The 22,417-nt window shown below is 44.0% G+C and carries 23 protein-coding genes; 4 read left to right on the top strand and 19 right to left on the bottom strand.

Annotated features, from left to right (window positions below):
- The 18 genes from DW743_RS16490 to DW743_RS16400 form a co-directional block, all read right to left on the bottom strand.
- A partial coding sequence (locus tag DW743_RS16490; RefSeq protein ID WP_147398982.1) for a conjugal transfer protein occupies positions 1 to 875 on the bottom strand: 875 nt, incomplete at its 3' end.
- 15 nt (positions 876 to 890) lie between these two features.
- Positions 891 to 1,898, bottom strand: coding sequence for a bifunctional lytic transglycosylase/C40 family peptidase (locus tag DW743_RS16485; RefSeq protein ID WP_118753772.1), 1,008 nt, complete (start codon positions 1,896 to 1,898; stop codon positions 891 to 893).
- Positions 1,895 to 4,105, bottom strand: a complete 2,211-nt coding sequence (locus DW743_RS16480) for a CD3337/EF1877 family mobilome membrane protein (RefSeq protein WP_117762162.1) — start codon at positions 4,103 to 4,105, stop codon at positions 1,895 to 1,897. Before DW743_RS16480 ends, DW743_RS16485 begins: the two co-directional genes overlap by 4 nt.
- Positions 4,105 to 6,555: an ATP-binding protein gene (locus DW743_RS16475; protein WP_118760268.1), complete on the bottom strand. Its 2,451-nt coding sequence runs from the start codon at positions 6,553 to 6,555 to the stop codon at positions 4,105 to 4,107. The genes DW743_RS16480 and DW743_RS16475 overlap by 1 nt, the downstream gene beginning before the upstream one ends.
- On the bottom strand, positions 6,533 to 6,931 hold the full coding sequence (locus tag DW743_RS16470) for a conjugal transfer protein (protein WP_003061368.1): 399 nt from the start codon (positions 6,929 to 6,931) through the stop codon (positions 6,533 to 6,535). Before DW743_RS16470 ends, DW743_RS16475 begins: the two co-directional genes overlap by 23 nt.
- Positions 6,932 to 7,039: 108 nt before the next feature.
- Positions 7,040 to 7,543: an antirestriction protein ArdA gene (locus tag DW743_RS16465; RefSeq protein ID WP_002323345.1), complete on the bottom strand. Its 504-nt coding sequence runs from the start codon at positions 7,541 to 7,543 to the stop codon at positions 7,040 to 7,042.
- A 17-nt stretch (positions 7,544 to 7,560) separates the two neighbouring features.
- On the bottom strand, positions 7,561 to 8,064 hold the full coding sequence (locus DW743_RS16460; RefSeq protein WP_117762160.1) for an antirestriction protein ArdA: 504 nt from the start codon (positions 8,062 to 8,064) through the stop codon (positions 7,561 to 7,563).
- Positions 7,983 to 8,279: a conjugal transfer protein gene (locus tag DW743_RS16455; protein WP_117762159.1), complete on the bottom strand. Its 297-nt coding sequence runs from the start codon at positions 8,277 to 8,279 to the stop codon at positions 7,983 to 7,985. The genes DW743_RS16460 and DW743_RS16455 overlap by 82 nt, the downstream gene beginning before the upstream one ends.
- A gap of 102 nt (positions 8,280 to 8,381) precedes the next feature.
- Complete coding sequence (locus DW743_RS16450) at positions 8,382 to 8,705, bottom strand: hypothetical protein (RefSeq protein WP_055061723.1); 324 nt, start codon at positions 8,703 to 8,705, stop codon at positions 8,382 to 8,384.
- Position 8,706: 1 nt separating this feature from the next.
- Complete coding sequence (locus DW743_RS16445; protein ID WP_117762158.1) at positions 8,707 to 8,910, bottom strand: helix-turn-helix transcriptional regulator; 204 nt, start codon at positions 8,908 to 8,910, stop codon at positions 8,707 to 8,709.
- A gap of 170 nt (positions 8,911 to 9,080) precedes the next feature.
- A complete protein-coding gene (locus DW743_RS16440) occupies positions 9,081 to 9,302 on the bottom strand; it encodes a hypothetical protein (protein ID WP_009265886.1) in 222 nt (73 codons plus the stop codon).
- On the bottom strand, positions 9,303 to 9,437 hold the full coding sequence (locus DW743_RS16435; RefSeq protein ID WP_117762157.1) for a DUF3789 domain-containing protein: 135 nt from the start codon (positions 9,435 to 9,437) through the stop codon (positions 9,303 to 9,305).
- A gap of 12 nt (positions 9,438 to 9,449) precedes the next feature.
- Entirely contained in the window at positions 9,450 to 10,646 is a 1,197-nt protein-coding gene (mobT, locus tag DW743_RS16430; RefSeq protein WP_117762156.1) for a MobT family relaxase, read from the bottom strand.
- A gap of 183 nt (positions 10,647 to 10,829) precedes the next feature.
- On the bottom strand, positions 10,830 to 12,224 hold the full coding sequence (locus tag DW743_RS16425; protein WP_118760267.1) for an FtsK/SpoIIIE domain-containing protein: 1,395 nt from the start codon (positions 12,222 to 12,224) through the stop codon (positions 10,830 to 10,832).
- A gap of 64 nt (positions 12,225 to 12,288) precedes the next feature.
- A complete protein-coding gene (locus tag DW743_RS16420) occupies positions 12,289 to 13,047 on the bottom strand; it encodes a helix-turn-helix domain-containing protein (protein ID WP_117762155.1) in 759 nt (252 codons plus the stop codon).
- Positions 13,048 to 13,145: 98 nt separating this feature from the next.
- Positions 13,146 to 13,529: a YdcP family protein gene (locus tag DW743_RS16415; protein ID WP_117762154.1), complete on the bottom strand. Its 384-nt coding sequence runs from the start codon at positions 13,527 to 13,529 to the stop codon at positions 13,146 to 13,148.
- A 15-nt stretch (positions 13,530 to 13,544) separates the two neighbouring features.
- A complete protein-coding gene (locus DW743_RS16410; protein WP_005339720.1) occupies positions 13,545 to 13,871 on the bottom strand; it encodes a YdcP family protein in 327 nt (108 codons plus the stop codon).
- Between the two features lie 238 nt (positions 13,872 to 14,109).
- Positions 14,110 to 17,154, bottom strand: a complete 3,045-nt coding sequence (locus tag DW743_RS16400; protein ID WP_117762152.1) for an SrtB-anchored collagen-binding adhesin — start codon at positions 17,152 to 17,154, stop codon at positions 14,110 to 14,112.
- 391 nt (positions 17,155 to 17,545) lie between these two features.
- On the opposite strand from DW743_RS16400, the gene DW743_RS16395 reads away from it, so the two are divergent.
- Positions 17,546 to 18,202: an NAD(P)-dependent oxidoreductase gene (locus DW743_RS16395; RefSeq protein WP_147345119.1), complete on the top strand. Its 657-nt coding sequence runs from the start codon at positions 17,546 to 17,548 to the stop codon at positions 18,200 to 18,202.
- 2 nt (positions 18,203 to 18,204) lie between these two features.
- Positions 18,205 to 18,726 carry a phosphatase PAP2 family protein gene (locus DW743_RS16390; protein WP_055221420.1) on the top strand — a complete coding sequence of 174 codons (522 nt, stop codon included), beginning with the start codon at positions 18,205 to 18,207 and terminating at the stop codon, positions 18,724 to 18,726.
- On the opposite strand, the gene DW743_RS16385 is transcribed toward DW743_RS16390, so the two are convergent.
- Positions 18,662 to 20,224: a PucR family transcriptional regulator gene (locus DW743_RS16385; protein ID WP_055221422.1), complete on the bottom strand. Its 1,563-nt coding sequence runs from the start codon at positions 20,222 to 20,224 to the stop codon at positions 18,662 to 18,664. The two genes, DW743_RS16390 and DW743_RS16385, sit on opposite strands and share 65 nt — an antisense overlap.
- Positions 20,225 to 20,559: 335 nt before the next feature.
- On the opposite strand from DW743_RS16385, the gene DW743_RS16380 reads away from it, so the two are divergent.
- Positions 20,560 to 21,507, top strand: coding sequence for a diacylglycerol/lipid kinase family protein (locus tag DW743_RS16380; RefSeq protein ID WP_158568590.1), 948 nt, complete (start codon positions 20,560 to 20,562; stop codon positions 21,505 to 21,507).
- Complete coding sequence (locus DW743_RS16375; RefSeq protein ID WP_022463211.1) at positions 21,504 to 22,376, top strand: glycerophosphodiester phosphodiesterase family protein; 873 nt, start codon at positions 21,504 to 21,506, stop codon at positions 22,374 to 22,376. The genes DW743_RS16380 and DW743_RS16375 overlap by 4 nt, the downstream gene beginning before the upstream one ends.
- The last annotated feature ends 41 nt before the right edge of the window (positions 22,377 to 22,417 follow it).

Raw genomic sequence — 22,417 nt, 5'->3', positions numbered from 1 at the left:
ACAAGCTCATACTGCGATACCTGCGTCGCTTTTGTCTGATTATCAAGGAATTTCACAGCTACCTTGACTTTTACATTGTCCCCGTCCTTTGTAAAGATAGGGTTTACCAATTCAGAATAAAGGTAGTCCCTGCCGATAGGCTCAACCACATTTCCAGATACATAGTAAGCAAGCTCTTTTTCCGTAGCTGTCGGGTACAACTTAAAGAATGTTTCCAGAAATGCGGTAGCGTCGTTTACGGTATCAGCGTCTACGCTTGCGTCTGCTTCTGGTGTCTTTGGCTCATAGTCCGATTTTTCGATTGCTGGTGCAAGGGTAGGGTTCTGAACGATTACCATATCCCCGTCAGCGTCCACATGGACTTTTACTGTATAGGTTGCTTTCACATTGTTTGTCTGTTCTCCCTCTTTTATCTGCTGATCTACTTCGTAGGTAGCAGAAAAAGTGTCCGTTCCCGACTGTTCAATACTCCATACAATCACATTTGTAACCGTGGAGCTGGTCGGTATATCCGTTCTGATTGTATCAACATTCAAGTCCTGCAATTCCTTTGTCAGATAACCGTTGATTGCCTGCGTCCTTGCTTCAATCGCTTCTTTGCTGTTATTCCATGTGTAGTAGGACTTCGCAAAATTCTTCACGAAATTTTCAATCCCGTTGGTGTCCTGCAAGCGAAGCTCAATGATTTCTTTTTCGTGGGTCGTGTGCTGGTCGATAGCAGTAAAATTCTTATACACCCCAAAGCTCACGCTTGCAATAAGTACCACCCACAACGCAATCACGGCTTTCTTATGTGTGCCTACCTTAACAGTACGCACCTTTTTTTCTTTTGATTCTTTGATAGTTTCTGTCTGTTTCTTATTCTTCTTAAACATATTTTCAAGTCCTTTCTATTGTTTTACTCGTCCTGCACCGATTAAGTGCTGTTGCCAGTAACTACTACTTAGGTCTGCATATCCTATCGGGTTGCCTGCATGGTACATCTGTGTCGGCGAAACGAGAATACCAACGTGTGTTACATAACTTCCAGCATTATAGGTAGAATGAAAAAACACCAAGTCCCCAGCCTTTGCCTGCGAAAGTGGAAGATGTTGGGTAGCGTCATACTGTGCTTGTGCCGTTCTCGGCAAGGAGATACCAGCTTTTCCATAGCACCATTGAACAAGTCCGCTACAATCAAAGGAAGTGTTCGGGTTACTGCCACCATACACATACTTCCAGCCTTGATATTTCAACGCTTCATTCATAATCGCTTGTGCCGTTGCATTATCAAAATGTGCCACGGTCAGATATTGATTGACTAATTCGACGTAGAACATATTTCCATAGCCATATCGCCAGCCCCCGTTCTTCGCAACAGCTATCGGGTTGGTATAGGTTACTTTCTTTCCACCCGATTTCTCACGGGCAAAATTTTCCGCAAGATTAAAAGTGTGTTTCTTTCCTTTTCCTGCCACATATCCCACATAACCACCGCCATAGTTATAAGACTGTATCGCTACATTCAAATCGTCTATACCTTGATTTTTGCAAGAAGAAAGCAGGGACGCAAAATATTTACACCCCTGCTTGATTGAACTTTCCGTATCTAAAGAGTTGGGCGGTAAACCAAGACTTTCCGAACTCTGCATAACATCTTCTGCCGTACCGCCACTTTCTACTTGAATGATAGCCAACAGCACATTGACATACTCGGAAATACCGTTTTCTCTGGCGTATTTTTCTACCATAGGCTGATGTTTCAAGACTTCTGCGGATAAGTTCATACCCGTAATGCCAGAAGAAAAATTGCTGTTCTCGTCGTCGCTGTCCGCACTAATCAACACACCAAAGAAAAGCACCAGAGAAAAGAGGATAGGAAACAGACTGCCAATGATAGCGATATGTTTCAGTTTCATTTTTTCTTCTGTCCTTTCTTCATCACAAGGTTAGGAGTTTTCTCTGTTGTCTGCTGGTTCTTTTGGACGGTTTGCGTCTGCTGAACCTTTGTCCTACGGTCTTTTGTGTAATTCTGGCGTGTTTCCTGCGATACCACTTTTTCTACATTCTGCCTATGTACTGGCTGTGCAGGTTGGGTCGTTTTCTTATCAGAAGCACCAGAAGATAACGGACGCTCTTTCACAACATTTGTCTTGACTGGCTCACTTGCTTTCGGAGTTGGAGCTGTGGCAGGGCGTTTGACTTCCTGCATTTTTTCCGCACTCGATTTTGGAATGGTTGAAGCGGTGGCTGGTCGCTCATGGGGACGGGTAGCTCCCGTTGTCGCTGATCCGTCAGCCTTTCGCTGTGCCTGCCTTGCTTCTTGTGCCTTTTGAAGCTCCATACGCTTATCAGCGATATTCTTCTTACGCTGTTCCTGCTTTTCCAAGCGTCCCGACTGTCTGGACTGCTCTTCCTGCACCATGCCACGCTTAAAGTCGGACACGCTGGACTTTGCCTTTTCCTTTGCGGAATATACCGCATAAGCGGTCTGTGTCGGCATATCCTTGATATTCTCTTTGACAGCGTTTGCCTTGTCTTTCACTTTATTTTTCGTATCTAAGACAGCACCTACCTTTGAGCCTGCACGTTGTCCCATGCTGGAAGTGGTATTGCCCCGATTTTCTTTAGAAGCTGTATTTTTTCTTTCCGCTCGTTTGCCAGCAACGGCACTTCCAGCTACTGCACCAGCCACACCGCCCGAAATACCGCCAGCACTTACCGCCCTTGCAATACGGTGTTCCATACGTCTAGCCCTATGTCGCATAAACAGATACGGTCTGCGGAAAATTCTTCGTCCCATGCTTTGACTGTCGTTAGCATTAAGCGAGAACATACTCATTAAGTCGCCCAGCTTCATATAGATACCAGCGAAACATACTATCTGCAAGAACGCCACCATGAAAAACGGATAGTCCGTGGAAATATTGTAAAACATACTGGAAATACTGAACGCTACCGTTACAATGAGCGTTATTCCTGCACGTGTCATTATGGTATTAAATACCCTCACGATTGCCTGCTTTGCCATGCTTTCATAGCTCGGTATCATGGAAAGTAAAAAGCTGATAGGTAAAAACATAGCGAATATAATAAAAAGTATCTGGCTGAACAACATCATGCCTGTAAGCAAGAATACAAATATCGTTATCCCTAAGTTGAAGAACAGTAGGAAAAACACCATACCCAAACGGTTTACCACCTGCGGTATCGTCAGATTGTTGTTGTCGTTATCCTCGATTTCTGTTTTCACGACTTCCTCTCTGGTCTTTCCGTCCTCGTCCTCTGGGCTTGCCGATACCAGAGCTTCAACACGGTCTGTCCCGATTTCCTCTGCGTTGCTGTTACCGAATTGTAGAAGTAGCCACGGCTGTTGTACTTGAATAGAAAATAAGCTGTCCCGTATCAAGTCCACGCTGTCCTTGCCCTCGCTGTCAGAGTTGGGGAGCATGATTTTTGTTCCAAAGTCCAAAGAAGCGGTACTGATGTCTGATGAAAACTCATTTATCTTTTTGATGTAGTCGGGAGCATAAGCGATAAACGAAGCGGACAGCACGAACACCACCACAAAGTTGATAACAGCGTGAAGTGCCTTGCTGGTTTCCCGTTTTATCAGTCCCGTATAGGCAACATACATTCCCACCACTAAGATAATGAGAAGCAGGAAACCAACATAGAAGCCCGTAGAAGAAAAACCGTTCTGTGTTACGCCTGCAAGGGTCTGTATGCTCTTTCCGATACTGTCTGCCATATCGTTGATGAAGTCCAGCTTATAGGCTTCCTGCACCACATAACCCGTTGCATTGCTTAAATAAAGGCTTATCGTCCAGACAAAGTTGGTAATGCAGTAAAGCCCGTACTGTACCGATTTTCCAATACCGTCCAGCCAGTTCCACGGAAGCCACGACCAGCTATTATCGACGAAAAAATCAAGTTGGTAGTTGGAAAGCGGATATTTAGAATAAAGATTTTCTGCGTTTATGGTATCGTCCACAAGCCCCGTCGCATGAGCCACCGTCCCCAGAAGTGAAAGCAGGATAAGGGAAAGTGCCACGACAAACAGAGCCATTTTGAGAAAGTGGAAAATCTTCTTTTTTGTGAACGCACCTTTTATCCTTTCTTTCATCACTCCACCTCATTTCTCTGCACGGGCGGTCTGGTATCAAAAGCGTGTAGCAGTTCTTCAAAGACTGGGTGTATCTGCACCACGCCGACACGCCCGTATAAGTCCTGCAATAAACATTGTCCGTTTTCCAAATCACGAAGCCGTTTTTGGTTGTTCTCATCGTCCTTGTCAATACCGAAAAATTCTAGGGTCTGCTTTATCTCGTTGATGTCAGTAGAACGGAAAGCGAATTTCAAGCCGATATTATTTTTCAGACTTTCCTTCGATACGTCGCCAGAGGATTGTGTAACGAAATAAACGCCTGCCTGCATAGCTCGTCCAGCACGCACCAGCTTATTTGATAAAGTTTCGCCTTGTGCCACGTTTAAGAACGCCCACGCTTCGTCCAAATCTACAATCTTAAAAATACTTCTGTCGGAATGGATAAAATCAAGGGCAAAGGTACTAATCACAATGAGCATAGACACCGACAACAATTCAATGGTCGTGTATTCCTCAAAGGTCGTGTCCTTATCTGGCAGTACAAGGTCGGCTACTTGAATGATGTTAAGCTGGTTATCTAAACTGATAGCATTTTCTACCGTACCGTCTGAAAACAGCAGGTGTGCAAAGTCGTAGTCCGTGAAGCTGTCGATATGGTCTGCGATATTTCTTGATATGGGCGTATCTTCACGGCGTAGCTCGTCTATCACATGGAGCAAGCCCCGACTGTCGCTCTGGGTAACGGAACGCACCGCTTTACGAAGTACGGGGAATTTCTCGCCGTCCCTAGAGGAAATACCCGTAAGGAATGTTAAGATGTCGATTGCCAGACTTTCAGCGTCTTTTACATTCTTCATAATCACAAACGGGTCAAGAAGTCCTGCATTGCCTTTATCGCTTGTTAGGTTTACGATATTGATTTCATGGGCGATTTCTGGAAGTGTTTCTTTCCAGTTGCCACGCTCACTTTTAGGGTCTAACAGAAGTGCTTGACCGCCAAACAGCACCGCGTAATATACCAGAAGATTGTTACAGAACGATTTCCCACCGCCAAGCGAACCGACAAAAGCAGACGCTAAAGCGTTGGTAACTGTACCTTTTACACCTTGACTGGCAAGGGACGGTTGCAGGTACACATTTCTTCCCGTATCAACAGAATAGCCCATATAGATACCCGTAGTTTCTCCTAACTGCTGTGTCGCACCAAAACCAAGCCCTGCTAGAAAATCTGATTTTACATACTGCACATAATCATTGATATATCGCTTGCTGGCTGGTAAAAATTCAGAATGAAGCCCAAGCATATCCCCAGCAGGACGCACCAGCTTTACATTGAGGTCGTCGTAAAAGTCCTTGACTTCATCACAACGGCGTTTCAGCTCGTCAAGATCGGGTGCAGACACCCGTATGACGTAGCTTAACTTATACATACTTTCTTTTGTCTGGTCTAAATCAGTTTCCAGCTCGTCCACGCTGTCTAAAGCGTCCACCACATTTGAGCTGGTTTCACTTCCAGCTTGATAGGCGTGATTATCCAAATCTTTCAATTCCTTTTTCTTGTTGCGGACTGTCGTTAATGCTTTCCGATTTTCCACGATTTCTACATTCATAGAAGTATCAACGGGGAATGTGAATTGCTGTTGCTGGAAATAGAAGATTTCACTGGACGGAAAATCCAGCTCGCCCACAATCGCATTGACGGTAAAGTAGGACACATAGCTTTCCTTGTCCTCATGTTCCAATCGTAAATACCTTTGGCTTTCCTCAATCACACATCTTGTCGGACGAATAAGGTCGTAGTATTTTATCTGCGTTTCTCTCCTCAATTTCTTCTTTGGTAACTGATACTCATAATCTTCATAAGCGATACCGTCCCTGCCGTAAAGATGTTCCATGAGATACCCAAAATCATGGATTTCCAAGCGACGCACCTTAAAGCGACGGGAGATTTTATTTTCCAGTAACTTTTCCATTTTCATGTAACGGTTGATTTCATCATTCGGCATGGAAACAAAGTCATTCATCAGCGTGTGGTTTACTTCATGGAGAAATTCCTTGAATGTCAGCCACGCCGATTTTTTGATGTTCTTCAGATTAAGCTGTTCTTCTGTAACCATGAGCTTAAAGCCAAGAAAAAAGCGGTAGTCCACTTGATTGTCCCCAATCATAGATACTAACGCTTCGGTCTGTTCGTCTATCTTCTGATAGGCAACTTCCTTTAATTTTCCAGTTACCAGCTTCTTTGACTGCTCCTGCATACTTCGGATTGAGCTTTCTGTGGCAATCTGCAACGCATGAATTTTACCCTCACGGGACTGTGCGATAAGCTGGCGAAAGCTGTCATGCACGATAAATTTCTGCTCTGCGGATAGAAAAGAATAGTTGTACGGTATCAGCTCATAATAGGCAAACACTTCATTGTCCTTGTTCCAGACAAGGTTGTTGTCAATATATTTTATCGGGAACATAGTTCACACTCCTTACTGCCGTGATTGTTTCATTCAATATCTGCTTATGCAGTTTTACGGCTTTTCCTGCATAAGTGATTTTAGGTCGCAACGCATAAGTTATCTGTGATTTCAAAAAGCTGTACGGCTTCTTTCCGTCAAAAGTTTTCTGCGACATAAACCAAGTGAGAGCAACGGGAATACCGAAATATTTGAGAAATGCTCCCTCAATCATGGAAAGAGGGGGAATATCCCCAAACAGAATGATGATAAATTCTGTAATCACAAACCATGTAATCTGTGTAAAGGTAACGGGAAAGGGTAAGTTAAAGTCATTGATTGCATACAAGACTTTTTCCACGTTCCAGATACCCGTGTAGCTTTTAATCTTTTTCAAGTTCTTTCAGCTCCTTTCAAAATAGAAAAGGACAGCCATTTTCAGACTGTCCCTTAAAAGAGAAATACGCTGTCAGTAGCAACAATGCTTGTCGCTGATCTTCCAGCGTTAGTATGGTATCTCGCACATACCCCGGCTTGTTTCAATAAAGCAACCGCCCATATCCAAATCTCGCCCGTAGGCTTCATAGTCAATATAGTTCTGTAAGCTGGGTGGAATATCTCCTAGTGCCTGCAATTCGTCTATGTAGTAGTAGGCAACGTCTGTCATGGTTTCACAGTCGGGATAATAATAAATATCGTCCTTATGTTCCACGACTTCTTCCAGCGTCCCGTAGTGGCTGATAAATTCGTCCAGACATTCTACGATATAGTCGGGAAGTTCCTCTATCATTTCATACATCTCATTGAGTTCTTCAATGGAAACATACTCGCCAATCGCAATCGGAAAGTTGTCGGTATCATGGATAGCGTATTCCTCATACTGCTCATTCAAGCCGATTTTTTCTTTTACATCTTCCTCGTCAATGGGAAATGTGAACCAAGCACCGACTAAATAGCCCTCATTGTATTTGCCAAGATTAGCAATGTAAACCGCCATATCATCAATCATAAGCACCACCTCTTTTCCTACTCTGGGAGTTCAAAGATACCGTGTTCCGTTACTAAGAATTTCCCGTGTTCCTGCAAGTGAGAAGCGTAGGCTTCAAAGTCAAAGTAATATTCTTGACAGTCCTCGGACAAATGTTTAAATGTCGGGTCGTTCATCAGCTTTTGCCTTGCAACATCTATCATGCTTTTGCAGTCTGGATAAACGGTAATCACGTTCCTGCAAATATAAACTGCTTCTAAATTCTCAAATACCGTAAGTAGTGATACATATTCTTCCTGCATATCACTTGAAAGCTGGCGGTACATAAAATCTAATTCGTTGAGCTGATACACGCTGGTATGTTCGTGAACTTCATCAGCATAAGGCAACACCTTTTCGATAATGCGGTACTCTTGACTTTCCGCACCGACACCTAACTTTTCTTCAAATTCTGAAACATCTATCGGCAGGTCGAACCAGTATGACGTTGTTTCTTCGCCAGTTGTTCCTCTCGTTTCCACCAGCACCCTTGTTTCCTGCATTGTTCCTCACGTCCTTTCTGTTGTTTCATCACATCTTTTAAGGTCTGGTACGACATACCAAACACATATTTAGAAAAATCTTCTAACTGTCTTTCTTCATAGTCGGCAGGGTTCAGTCGTTTCATTTCCTGCCACACCTTACGCTTGTAAGAGGGCAGGTCGGAAATGTATTCACAGCCAACTTTTGCCTGCATATCCTTAAAAATATCGTTCATTTCATCACTCCAATCTGAAATTTTGGTAAGAAAAAAGCAGTCAATCCTAAGACTAACTGCTTTGTGTATAGGTGTATAAAATTATCATATTTTCCTAATGATTTATAACTGTTTATCAAAATACATAATTGCAATCAGTTCAAGCAAATTACGCAAACCAATAAAAAGTTCTCCAAAAAGAATTACTCGGTCAAGTGTAAACATAATTTGAATATCTATAAATAATGGTACTGATGTTGCAATCGCTAATAATATAATCAATGTCCAATTTGCTATATTAGCAGACTGATTTGCTTTTAGCTGTATCGTCAACCAGCGTTCATCACCCTTATATTCAACTTGCTTTTTTGCTTTCAATATATAAAGCCACAACGTTGCTCCTAATGCTAAAACAAGAAAAATCAAGATAATAATTTGCTCATTCATACTATTTGTCCTCCCTATGCTCGAAAACTTCACCAATAGAAACACCAAATACTTCTGCAATTTTAAATGCCAATTCTAATGACGGAGTATATTTATATTTTTCTATTGATATAACTGCTTGTCGTGAAATTCCAACTTTTTCAGCTAAATCTGCTTGTGTCCAGTCCCTTTCAGCACGTAAAACTTTAATTCTGTTCCATATCAAAGTTATCGCTCCTCTCCAAAATATAATGTACTGATTACTTTTAATGTAATGTATTCATTACATTTTGTCAACACAAGAATACATATAGAATTATGATTTAAAGCAAATTTTCAATTTTTATTTTTTAAATTTCTGTTCTAACATTCATAATTGATAATACAATATAAATCCTATGCACCGATAATCTTATTGAATAGCTCTAACAGTACATCTTTCACACCGCCAGCGTTGAATACCAAGCCGACAGCAATCAAGGCAACTACCAAGAAGCCGATAAGTTTGGAAAACTCACGCTTGAAACCTAAGTAGATACCGATAACCACAATCGCCATAAGCACTAAGCTCTGTGCATTGCTTAAAAACCAAGTGTATAAATTTTGTCCGAAATTCATTTAATTGTCCTCACTTTCTTTTAATTGTTTCATTTCACAGTCAGCTTCTTTGCCGACATTCAAAATACACATCAAGACTACGCCGATACCCATTCCTATAGATACCAGCAGGAAGTCTTTTAATAATACCCACATTTTTTATCACTCCTAACTTTCTACTAAATCTTTTGCAGTGGTCGTCTGCTGTTTGATTATCATTTCATGCTTTTCTGTGAGCTTTGCCTGCTGTTCGATTGTTTCCATGTAGTCTGTACCGTTTCCTTTATCAATCTTTTTCAGCATTTTCAAGGTCGGTGCTACCTGCCGTTGTACCCAACGCAATGTGCGGTCTAAAGTATAAGGCTCTGGCTTTGTCGTCAGCTTCAAGCTCTGTCTGTTATCGCCAATAAACCAAGCCCAACGGTCATTGAGTTTCCAGTCATTTTTGCGTTTGTCTGGTTCTTCATCAACAAACCGAACATACTGGTTGATGATAGAAAAAGCGGTCTGTTCTGCGTCATAATAGGTCAGCAAATCTCGTACTGCATAATAGGCACGTTCATTTCTAAGCCGTATCTCAAAACGGTTGATAATGTCGGCTTCTTCCAGCGGTGTCCCTAACTTGACGTACTGCTCATAGTCCTTTTCATAGATACAGAAATACACATCTGATTTCAGCGAACCAAGATAAAGGGTACGCCCCATATATTCTCTGTCGTCCTCTCTGTGCTTGATAAGCTCGCCCGACTGGTAAAACTTATAGCTTCTGGACTTTCCAATATATTCCCGTTTCCTGCATTTTTCCGCAAGCTCTGGAATATCCAAAATACCCGTATGGTCGTTGATAGCAAGGTCGATACGCTTCATCACGCCACCGTCTACGAGTGCGTCCATGAAGAAGTCATACCAGCTTCTTTGCTGTGCCAGCAGGTAACTTTCAAACTGCCTGCAACCACGCCCCTTTAACTCTAAAAGGACACCTTTTTCTTCGTCAGCCGACGTATAGATAAAGATGTCCCCTAAAGAATAATGCTCCGTATAACTGTAATGTCCGTAATCTTCATGGAGCATATAATTGATATTCAGTTTTAATATATCTTTGATGATGTGCTGTATATCCAGCGTAGGAAAACGAATTTTCACATAATCAAACAGCATGGTAAGCGGTGTTTCTGGATTGAACCTTGCCAATTCCTTATGCAAAGTTTCCAGAAGTTCCTTTGACGGCTTCATTTTTCCGCTTTCTATCTTGTTGAGATATTCCCTTGTGATACCAGAAGCCACCGCCAGCCTGCCTTGTGAGATACCGTAAGCAATCCGTTTCTCCCGTAATTCTTTTATCCATTGTTCTTCATTCAGAACCATACCCCCAATCTGTAAAGTGTGAAGTTTTTTAAGGCGACTTCACAACTGAATTTTGCAAGGAAATCATGCCAGAAGCCTTATGTTTCCTATGTTTTTTGTCTATTGTCTATTTGCAAACGTACCCCTCTGTTAGATACCGAGGGGTTTTACCTGCTGGCGTGGCTTACGCCACACCAGCAACGGCTAGTCCGTGCCGTCGCCTTTCGCTTCGCACGTCGCCGTCCCGTCCTGCCTTGCTTGTGCAAGAGAGCCGATAGTCTGCAAAAAATCATGTCCTTTCGGGACTAAAGGCGTGTAAAACTCACTGATAACACTTGTTCCCACATCACAATAGCCACGCCCCTTGATACGCTTCTGGAAAAACTGCTTTTTCACATCTGAACCAAACAGCATACCGTAACCTAATTCGCTGATACGCCCAAGTCCCACACGGAAATTGAAGTTATCTCTGATACCGTCCGAGAAATACTTTGCGTCTGGACGCTGGCAGGCAACGATAAGGAAATAACCTGCTTGTCGCCCTAACATAACGATTTTCTTTAACTGGCTAAGTAGGCTCACGCTTTCTTTTGTCCCCAGCATTTCAAAAAATGCCACATATTCATCAAAGATAAGAAAGCAGGGTGGCAGTCCCAGATAGGCATAGTTTTCGCCCGTCTTATAGTTCGGGTGTCGCTTCATTTCCTCACTTCGCTGTACCATGCCCTCATAAAAGGCATTGACGCAATCTATCATTTCTTCTTTGGTGTGATACACATTTCCCATAACTGTCCCTAAGTCTGCAAGGTCAGCGTTCTTCGGGTCTAAGATATAAAGGACAGCGTTGGTATGCAGTAAGGCTTCAATGAGCGTCAGCAGAAAATAGGTTTTACCGCCACCAGTCCCACCAGCAATCAGAGCATGAGGGAGTGCGTCATATTCCCAGACAAGATTTTTCATCAGTCTAAGACAGCCGTTTTCTGCCCGTACTTCATCAATGGTAATGCGGTTCGCTATCATATCATAAAGCAGGGTATATTCGATATAGCCGTCATGCAGGGTCTTGTCGGTCAGCTCACAATACAAGCCACTTTCCAATTTATCCTCTAACCGTAAAAGCTGGTCTTGATATTTTCCTAATGGGATTTCACATCGGATATGACGCAGTCCCTTTTCCATTTGATAATAAATCTTTGGAAACCAGACGATTTTTTCCCTTGATCTGCTTTGCAGGTCAGTAAAAAAAACGCTGTCTTGTATGGTATCGGCTTCATACCACTTATTTTCCAGTATCATTCTTGCCAGCTTTTGACGGTGCAGGAGCTTCTTGAAACTGTCGTAACAGAATCGGTAATACAGAAAAACGACCAATGCACAAACACCAGTCGCTATCAGTATGGTTATGAAGTTGTAAGGGGAGAGCGTCAAGCCGTTTTCTAACAAGCTGAAATGCTCCCAATCGGTACGCATGAGCTGTTTTATATTCAGTAGCAGAAGAACCGCCACGAATATAAACAGAAGCGTTCCTATGGAAAAATGGTAGACAAGGTGCTTGTCGCTGGCTCTGATACGGTGTCCTTTGTTCCAAATCTTACGCATAAATCAATCACTCCTTTCTGGGTAAGAAAAAAGCAGTCAATCCTAAGACTAACTGCTTATATCATTATTCGTGTTTTTTCCCAACAATATAGGTTGTTACTAACATTCCTATCAGCAAAATAATTATAGCTGGATATTTTACAGTATTCCATAATGAAATGCCACCAACTAAAAAACTGATATAGCAAATAATAGGATATAGAATAGCAGTTCCTAATGTAAATACTCTAAATACTGTTAATACATATCCCCAGTTTGCATTATTAAAAGATAGCCCTGCCATGTGTATTCTGAAAATTCCTTGTGATACAAAATTAACTTTATTTGTATCATAATATGTCGGTAATAATTCTTTCGCAAAAATGCAAAGCCAACTTGCAAACAAAAGCATTAACAAAGATATATACAAACTATCTCCCATTTGTTCTATGGAAATTCCAGAAACAGTTAATAATATTGCCTCTATAACTACCACACCGATTGAGATAAGAAATGCAAATATCCAGTTCTTTTTTCGTTGATGAATTGTATCACGCAACGACAAGTCTAACGAGTTTACAACAAGAGTTTCTACCACATCACTATTTAATGTCTTGTTCTCTTTTAATTTTTCTCCTTGTAAAAGTTCTGTTACTGTAATACCAAGTATATCAGCAATAGGGATAAGTAATGTAACATTTGGCATACTGTTTCCACGTTCCCATTTACTAACTGTTTTATCCGACACAAACAACTTATCTGCTAAGTCCTTTTGTGTCATTTGTTTTTCTTTTCGCACTTCGGCTAAAAATTGTCCAAATTTTTCATTGTTGATTTGATACATTTGTGCCACCTCCTATCGTTATTTTAACCATTTACGATAAGGTAGGCAATCTACTAACGGGAGAGTACCTCTATTTTTCTAACTTATGAGGAGAATTTTTATTTTTTCGGCTGTCCCTGCGGTGCATGGTTCTGTGGACTTCCTGCGTTCTGGTTTCCTTTATTCTTCAATACAATATCCTCTGCCTTTACATACCAGTCCACATCTGCACCCGTATAGGTCTTTCGTGATACCGTATCGGCTACGGGATTGACAAGTTCCACAACTGCATTGTACGGAAATTCTCTTAACGGTACTTCTGGCGGTACAGATACGGGGATAATTCCACCATGCAGACTGCACTTCAAATCATAGATACGCTTTTTAAGCTGGGTACTCGGTGTCCCGTCCTCATTCTGCAAGAATACATCACGCACTGCTGTAAATTTTAATTCTCCAAATGTTTTCTCTTTGTCAATAACAAATCCGTTTGATAATCTCATAACTTCTTCACTCCTTTACTTTTCTTCAACTGCTACAATATCATCAGCAACTAATACATAATCGGTATGTCCCATATCCCCGATTGCGTAACCTCTGCCGTATAACTTCGGATTGACAAGTTTTACTTTCTGCTCATACTTGAACTTCTTTTCGCCAGCCTGCACGGGAATTTCTACCACAACATTTTCGCCTTTCTGTACGTCGGAATAAAGGTTATAGCTTCGTCTGGCTAAGACCCTGCGATTATTTTTATCTCTTTCAAAGACTGGCTCGCTTTCGCCTGCAAATTCAAGAGTTCCAAAAGACTGTGCCATATCTGGCACGACATATTTCATTTCCATATTGTTTTACCTCGTTTCTTTCTATATTTGATAAGTTTTTTAATTGTGATTTCTTATTCTGGCGGTTTGGGAAGTACCAGCAATCCCCCAGATAGTAAAGGGTAAAATCAATGCTTACGCACCCTTGACTATCCGTGTTCTTGCAGGTTGTAGGCAGACAAGCCAGAATAAGCAAAAATCTGCCGTTTGACATCTTCGGCGGAGAGCGTGATTTTTCTTTCATCATACCGTTACCGCCTTATGATTTCTTCATTTTACGGCGTTTGTAAAGATATGTTCCAGCCAGTCCACCAGCAGACGCAAGCAACATCACAACAAATGCCATTACATTTGTACTGTCGCCCGTTTTGGGACTGTCGCTAGGTCTGTTAGGCTTTTCTGGTGTCGGTGGTGTTTCGGGTTTCTCTGGTTCTTCTGGCTTTTCCTTAAAGGTAATCGTCTGTCCCTTATCCTCAATATCCTTATGCTCGGTAACTTTCTTCGGCTCGTCTGGATTGCTTAAATCGTATAATTCCTCAAAAGTTACAAGCTGTTTGCCGTCAAGAGAAGTAGCGTCAAACGTAAAAGCAACTTCCACTTTCATAGTTTCGCTGTCAGCAATAAAAGTGTAATCACTTTCCACACGTTTTCCATTGATAAGAAGTTCTGCATTTTCTTCTTTCAACATCTGCCAGCCCACAAGTTTGTACTGTGTACCGACTTCTAAGCCCTCTAAGGTTACGGTATCAATGATTGTAACATCTTTTCCTGCTTTAAGCTCTTTGTTGCCGTCCTTATCGGTAGCGGTAGTATGTATCTTGATGATACGCTCTGTGATAAGTACCGTTTGCCCGTCGTCCTCAATGTCTTTGTGTTCTGCAACTTTTACGGGTTCGTCTGGATTGCTGAAATCATATAATTCTTCAAAGGTAACAAGGTTTTTGCCACCTAAAGCAGACGCATTGAATGTATAGGAAATTTCCACTTTCATTTCTTCATCATCAGCGACAAAGGTATAATCGTTTTCTACACGTTTCCCGTCAATGATAAGCTCGGCGTTTTCTTCCTTTAACATCTGCCAGCCTTTCAACTGATACTTTGTGCCTTTTGTAAGTCCGTCTAATTTGACAGTATCAACGATTGTAACCTCTTTTCCTGCAAGGATAGTCTTTTCGCCGTCTTTGCTGGTCGCTGTGGTATGAATAGAGATTTCTTTCTCGTATTCATCAGTCAAAGTCCCTAAATCAATTACAAGATTATTTCTTGATACCACGATTTCAAAAGGTGGGATAAGCTCAAAGCCTTTGTTGCTTTCAGAGCGTAATTCCTCGATGATGTAGGTATCATAAGGTAACGCACCCTTGCTGTCGTCTGGTTCAGAAGTTCCAAACCATACACCGTCCTCGCTGGTCTTGCCTGCGTTGGTATTGTGCTTATGTGAAGCCCAGTCAGAAGAAGTGGAGAATTGCCCGTTATTATCAGTTACCACTACATGATTTTCGCCCGTCGTCTTGCTTGTGATCCTAAAGGGAACATCAGCAAGACGCTTGTGTGTGCCTGCACCGATTTTTACACCCTCAATATCTCCACGCTTAATCTGATTATAGATAGAATGAGCTTTGTCGGTTAAGTCCACGATTTTTCCATTTTCTGTGATTGTAAAATCAATCGGTTTTGCACCGTCAGTTAAGTAACCGTCGGGAGCTTCACTTTCAACGATACGGAATTTTCCATAAGGTAAGAGGTCAGCAGAAGTAGAAGCGATACCCTCAATATCGGTACGAATTATCTTTACCACTTCATTTTTCTTGTATAACTTGCCCTCAACCAATACTACATTATCATTTAAGGAAATGATGTCAAAGGCAGTATCTTTCAAAGTGGCACTTCCTTGTGGTTTGGTATCGCCCGTTTCTAAATCTCGTTTCTGAATTTTGACACCGCCACGGATAACCTTGTCAGATACGGAAAACTGGTTATTTCCAGTTAATACGGCAAGGTCGCCGTCCTCGGTAATCTGTGTAAGGTATAAGCCTTTTATCTGTTCGAACTTATCGCCAGCCTGCATATATGCACCCTCTAACAAGTATCCGTTTGGAGCTTTTATTTCCTCAACGGTTAGTGTCCCAAGTGGAAGAAACGCTTTACCGTCCTGCATATAGAAACTGTCGCCAGATACTTGGTATGTGTCCGCTAATTTTGTGATGTAATGAGTTATCCCATTGCTATCAGTTTCAGCGATTGTCTTTGTAATCCATGTACGAGTAGCTTCGGCAGGGAGATTGTCTTTGTTATAGAAGCCTGCATAATACTTCCATGTAAATTCCGCACCTGCTAAAGAAGCATTCCCCTGCGGATTGTCTTTCTGTGTTTCCATATCTATCTTGAAAAGCTCAATCAAAGTGTCTGTTACTTTCGGTGTATCTGATACTTTCAAAGTCGCTGTTTTTCCAGCTTCAACCTTTAAGGAATATACAGTTTTATCTACTTTATATCCTGCTGGTGCGGATAATTCCTTGATATAGACTGTGCCTGCTTTTACCTCTACAACATCTGTATTTCCGTTTTCATCAGTCGTAAGGGTGGCAAGCTGTTTTGTGCAGTCCTTATCAGCAAAGACACCATAGGTTGCACCAGCGATTGAGTAATTCCCGTTACCGTCTGTAATGCTGGCATTACTGGAAGTCTTTTGTAATTTCGCATTTCCGACATTCAGTTTCGCCCAGAATTGTCCCAATTCCTGCCCCTCGCCAGAGTAGATATAACCGCCACATTCATAGCGTCCTTTATTTTCTTTGACAAAGGTTTTTGCACCAGAGAAAACTTCGTCCTGCGTAGTCTTTGGAATTTCATCATAAGAAGCTCGCACGTTATCACATTGCCAGCCAAGATGTACGCTCAATTTCTGCCAGACAACACATTGTTCCAACAGATAGACTTGTTTATAGTTCAATTCCTTGTGAGCTTCGCCATACTGTTTGACATACTCTAAGGATAACGCCACATCTGAAATCTGGTCGGCACTCATGCGTGAGCTTGCGTCAGCTCTGGTCTTATAGCCGTTCTTAAAATCTGTATTGATGTCAATACAATAGGCAGTTTCGCCCTCGACTTTCATATAGCCCTCATTGAATGTCGAACCAATAGAACCGTCATTCATTACTTTTTCAATGATACCGACACGTTCTGCACTTTCCGTCCAGTATTGCTTGCTTTCTGCATGAACGGGTGTAGTCGGTAAAGCAGTAACGACAGTTGCAAGAGCTAAGAAGCCCGTACACAATCGTTTCCATGTCTTTTTCATAAATCTAATGCTCCTTTCATTTTGGGTATAAAAATAGACGCTCATTTCTGAACGTCTACATTATTGAAAGGCTTGTCCTCTCACACATATTTTATTTTAATAGGTACAACAGTTGCCTTTCTCCTTGTATTTTCGTTGTTTTCATTACTTGCGTTATCTACAACCCCCATGTCCGGCATCAATTACGATAGTATAGGGCATAAGATCAAAGCTCCTGAAAATACGGTTCTACTTACGATATGAAGAAAGGACGAAAAAGGTTATACTTTTTTTAGTTTTATTTCATTGTATCGTATACGGGCGGTGTGTTAGAATAGGAGATAACATTAGGAAAGTGTGTCAAAAAATCTGCGGAGGATACAAAAGACACACAGATGAGAGTGAGGATTTCATGAGAATTACAATATTCAGTCTGGGGGGACTGCTTGGGCAGTATGTGACCAACACGGCGCTTCTTCACGGCGCACAGGTGACCGCCTACGTGCCGGATGCAAAAGCGATCTGGCCGAGAAAAAATATGACCGTGATTGAGGGAAGCCTTCAGAACCGGGAACGCGTGCTGGAGGCACTGCTGGAAGCGGATGCAGTCATCAGCGTGCTGACTCCGATGCGTGTGAAACATGTAAAAGAAGAGGAGACACCGCTGGCTGACGGAAACGCAATGATTCTCTCGGCCATGAAGCAGCTTGGAAAAACGCGGTTTGTGACGGTAGGCCATGTCTGCATTCATGCGTTTGGAGACTGCGAGGACAAATACCAGAGAATGAGTACGAAATTCATGCAGATTTTCTGGCCAGGTGTCTATAAAGATATGCAGAAGATGGGACAGGTTCTGGCACGGAGCGATCTGAACTGGACACTGGTGCGGACGTGTCCTGGAAGAGACGGGAAAGTGAAAAAGGTAGGGCAGAACTGCAGTATTTCGCTGGACGGCAGCCAGTTCCGGCCTGGATACTCGAGAGAGGCCCTGGCGGAATTTCTGTACGAGGCGGCCGCCGATCAGCAGATGTACAGCAGAAAAATGCCCATTTTTTACAGAGAGGGGTAAGAATGGATTTTTCAATTTTATATGCACTGCAGCATCTTCACAATGCAGTGCTCGATCGGGTGATGGTGGGAATCACTTCACTTGGAAATGCGGGATGGATCTGGATTGCGCTGACCGCCGTTTTCTTAATCCTTCCGAAATACCGGAAATGCGGTGTAAGAATGGCGATCGCGCTGATTTTAGATTTGATTTTATGTAATCTGGTGTTAAAGCCGCTGGCAGCGCGCCCGCGTCCGTGCTGGATTGACGAGCAGGTAAAGCTGCTGGTTGCCGCTCCGAAGGACTATTCCTTCCCATCGGGCCATTCGGCAGCCTCGTTTGCGGCGGCAGTCTCTATTTTTGTGATGCACAAAAAAGAAGGAGCTGCCGCACTGATTCTGGCCTGCCTGATTGCATTTTCCAGACTGTATCTGTTTGTGCATTTCCCGACCGATGTCCTAGCGGGAATTGCGGTTGGTTTTATCTGTGCTTTTCTGGCTGCGAAGATCCAGAACGGTTTTCTTCTTCATTCTCGAGGTCGATAAAACGGAACGAAAGCATCAGATACAGAATTTCATCCGGGCTGGAAAGATCAGATTCTAAAATTTCCTTGATCTTTTCCAGGCGGTAGAGCAGGGTACTGCGGTGGATAAAAAGCTCACGCGCCGTCTGGACGACATTGCAGTGGTTGTCCAGATAGCAGCGGAGCGTCCGCATATAGTCACTGCCGGAGCTGTCGTCGTGCTCCTGCAGAAAGAGAAGTCTCTCATGGCACAGCATGTAGCCTGGGAGCTTTTTTGTTGCCTGATCGAGGATGTAGTCAAACGAGATATCGTTGAACGGATGCATCCGTTTGTCGGGATATTTTCGCGTACCGAACTGCAGGGCGATTTTTGCCTGGATATACTGGCGGCGCAGATTCATGTGGCCGTTCATGCAGCGCGAAAAGCCGGCATTTAAGGAACTGTCCTCCACAAAGTGCACCATGCGTTCCATCAGATCGGTCATGGAAAAATCGGACAGCGTGAGGTTAAAGAACGCAACGATACCGCCGCCGTGCGGAAACGCGGAGCAGCCGGTCAGAATGTTTTCCAGATAGGCGCAGACCGAGTTTGCCGTCAGGTTTTTCTGATCCATATCGGAGAGCTGCAGATAGAGGCAGCAGTAGGTGTGGCGGGAATGCCAGCCGAGCGCATCGAGAGCCTGGCTGACCGCAATATAGTCGGCCATCCGGTCGTCGAGGGCACGGAGCAGCACGGTGTGAAGCGACTGCGCCGGCGAGGTTTTCTGCATCACATTGTGCAGGAAGGCGTGATGGATCATTTCTGCAAGAAATTCAAGAAGAAAGCCTTCGGAATCAGAAAGATCCTTTTTCGTGTCGAGGAGCAGCAGGCGGTAGGCGCTCTGACCATGCTGCGTGATGTTGACGCAGAGGGAACCAAGTCCCGTTACGTGATCCGGAAAGCGGAACCATCCATCGAGATCGCGGACGGACGCGTATTCGCTGCTTTCTGTCAAGGAGAGCAGAAGCGGGCGCGTTGCATCGAGGGAGCCAAACACCTTTTCGGGAAAAAAGGAAGGTTCTTCGGACGCTGCGGCGATGATGGAAAAATCCATGCCGACCACCATCAGCGGGTGGGCAAAAACAGGCAGGGAGAGATTTAAAAGATGCTGGATCGATTTTCCGTCGAGCCGTGCCTGCATCAGCTCCTTCTGCCAGGAATCGTACGTCCAGAAAAGCTCCTGCAGGAACGAAAAAACAGCGGATACGCTGCTTTTAACGGCGATCGAAACCGGAGCCGGAAGTTCCTCCGGCAGTTCTTCGGTACAGAGAAGAAAAAGGGAGCTGCTTTCTTCAGGGAGGGAGGAAAGAGAGCCGATCTGTTCTTCTGTGCAGAGAAAGACCCGGTGCGCAGTGGCTGCGGAGCTTGTCTGATAAAGAACAGGCAGTTCCAGTGTGCCGGAGAGCGGCAGGTTTTCCGGTGCAAGAACCGAAAAAGCGCTGCTTAGTTTATAAGCGAGAAATGCGGGGGAGAGCTTCATCGTATCATCCTCCCTGCGCGTGTCATATCGTAAAAATTCATAAAAACCTCCTCAGAAATGAGTGACGTTCTGCGGACGAAACCGCGGTACTTTTTATTTTAGCAGAACAAAAAGGTCTGTCAAGAAAGAAAAGACAGGGGTGCGGGAATTTTTACGGCGGCAACAAGTTAAGATTTTGTGAAGATAGTTGTGGTTTGCGGGGAAAACTGCTACAATATGGCTGATTTGGTTACTGTTCACTCAGCAGTGAAACACTTGCTGTTTCGCTGCGTAAGAATATGATTCAGGTGATTTGAAGTGGTTTTTTACAGAAGAAAAAGGAAGGTATGACTTTAATGTATCATATTATAGTAAATAAAAAATCGCGGTCGGGGCGCGGCGAGAAGCTGTGGCCGGTGATTGAGGGCGAGCTTGAGCGGCGCAGGACGGAATTTCGTGTATATCCGACAAAGTATCACGGAAGCGCACGGGAGACGGCAGCACGGCTGACCGCGAAAGGGGTATGGAATCCCGATGATGTCCTTCTGGCGATCGGCGGAGACGGTACGGCGAATGAGGCGGTCGATGGAATCACCAGCCTGTCGGATGTAAAGTTCGGTTATATTCCAACGGGAAGCGGCAACGATTTTGCGCGCGGTGCCGGAATTCCCTCCGATCCGCTGCAGGCGCTGGAAGCTGTGCTGAAAGGGGAGGAAAAGGAGATCAACATTGGAACGGCGCTTCTTGGCAGCCAAAAGCGGAGATTTCTCGTCAGCACCGGCATCGGTTTTGATGCAGGCATCTGCCACGAGGCGCTGGCATCAAAAATCAAGAATACGCTGAACCGGCTGCATCTGGGAAAACTTACGTATGTGATGATTGCACTGCGGCAGCTCTTTTATCTCGAACCGTTCACACTGGATGCAGCGCTGGAAAACGGAGAACACCGTTCGTTTGAAAATGTTCTTTTTGCAGTGACAATGAATTTTCCGTACGAGGGCGGCGGCTTTTGCTTCTGCCCGGAGGCGGACGGGACAGATGATCTGCTCGACGTGATGGTGGTTTCCAATCTTGCCAAATGGAAAGTCAGCTATCTTCTGCCGATGGCGCTGTTTGGACGCCACACGGGATTTCCTGAGGTACATATGGAGCGGTGCAGCAGCCTTTCCTTTCAGACAGACCGCGCGGAACCGGTCCACCTGGACGGAGAATCGGGCGGACACCGCACGGAGGAAAGGATCGGACTGGAAACGGAGCGTCTCCGCCTTTTGGGCGACTGGGTGAAAGAAGGGATGGAAAGATGATGTTCTGGATCATATTTTTTGCAGTGCTTGCCGTCCTGGCAGCAGGTTATTTCTTTTCCATTCTGCCGGCTACATCGAGACGGCAGGAATGTCTGAAATTTGCGGAATGGAATTATGCGCACCGCGGTCTGTGGAACGCGGCGGAGGGAGTTCCGGAGAATTCTCTTCCGGCTTTTGCCCGCGCGGCGGAGCAGGGATATGCCATCGAGCTGGATATTCAGATAACAAAGGATGGACGGATTGTGGTGTTCCACGATGACACGATGAAGCGGATGTGTGGAAACGAGGGAAAAATCAGCGATTATACGTATGAGGAACTCCAGCAGTTCCATCTGGGCGACAGCACGGAAAAGATTCCGCTGCTTCGTGAGGTACTGCAGACGGTAGACGGCCGCGTGCCGCTTTTAATCGAAATCAAGATGCCGGGACTTTCCACGGCGGTCTGTGCGGGATTTCAGAAGGAGATGGAGGGGTACACCGGTATGTTCTGCATGGAATCCTTCAACAGCCTGGCCCTCCGCTGGTGCCGCCGCCACATGCCGCAGACGCTGCGCGGCCAGCTTTCCGGCCGTTTTTCAAAGGATGATAAGGTGCATCTGATCCTGCGGATAATGGCGCGTCATCTGATGCTGAATTTTATCGGGAAACCGGATTTTATCGCCTACGACCACCGCTACGCCGACTGCCCGGGCTTCCTGATCGACCGTATGCTGTTTCGGACACCGGCATTTGCATGGACGGTAAAAGATGAGCATGTATATAACCGGACACGGAAAAAATTCGACGCGGCGATCTTTGAACATTTCCATCCCAAGGACGGTTTTCAGAAACCGATGAATTGTTTCTTAAAAAATAATAAAGCTTATTGACTTCGGTTTTCGGTGTGCTATAATTTCAGCAGGTTGAAGAG

It is taken from the genome of Blautia sp. AM28-27 (assembly GCF_003480905.1).
In the GTDB taxonomy this organism is placed as follows: domain Bacteria; phylum Bacillota; class Clostridia; order Lachnospirales; family Lachnospiraceae; genus Fusicatenibacter; species Fusicatenibacter saccharivorans.
The sequence above is the reverse complement of the archived record's forward strand: the minus strand, read 5'-3'. Positions and strand labels throughout refer to the sequence as shown.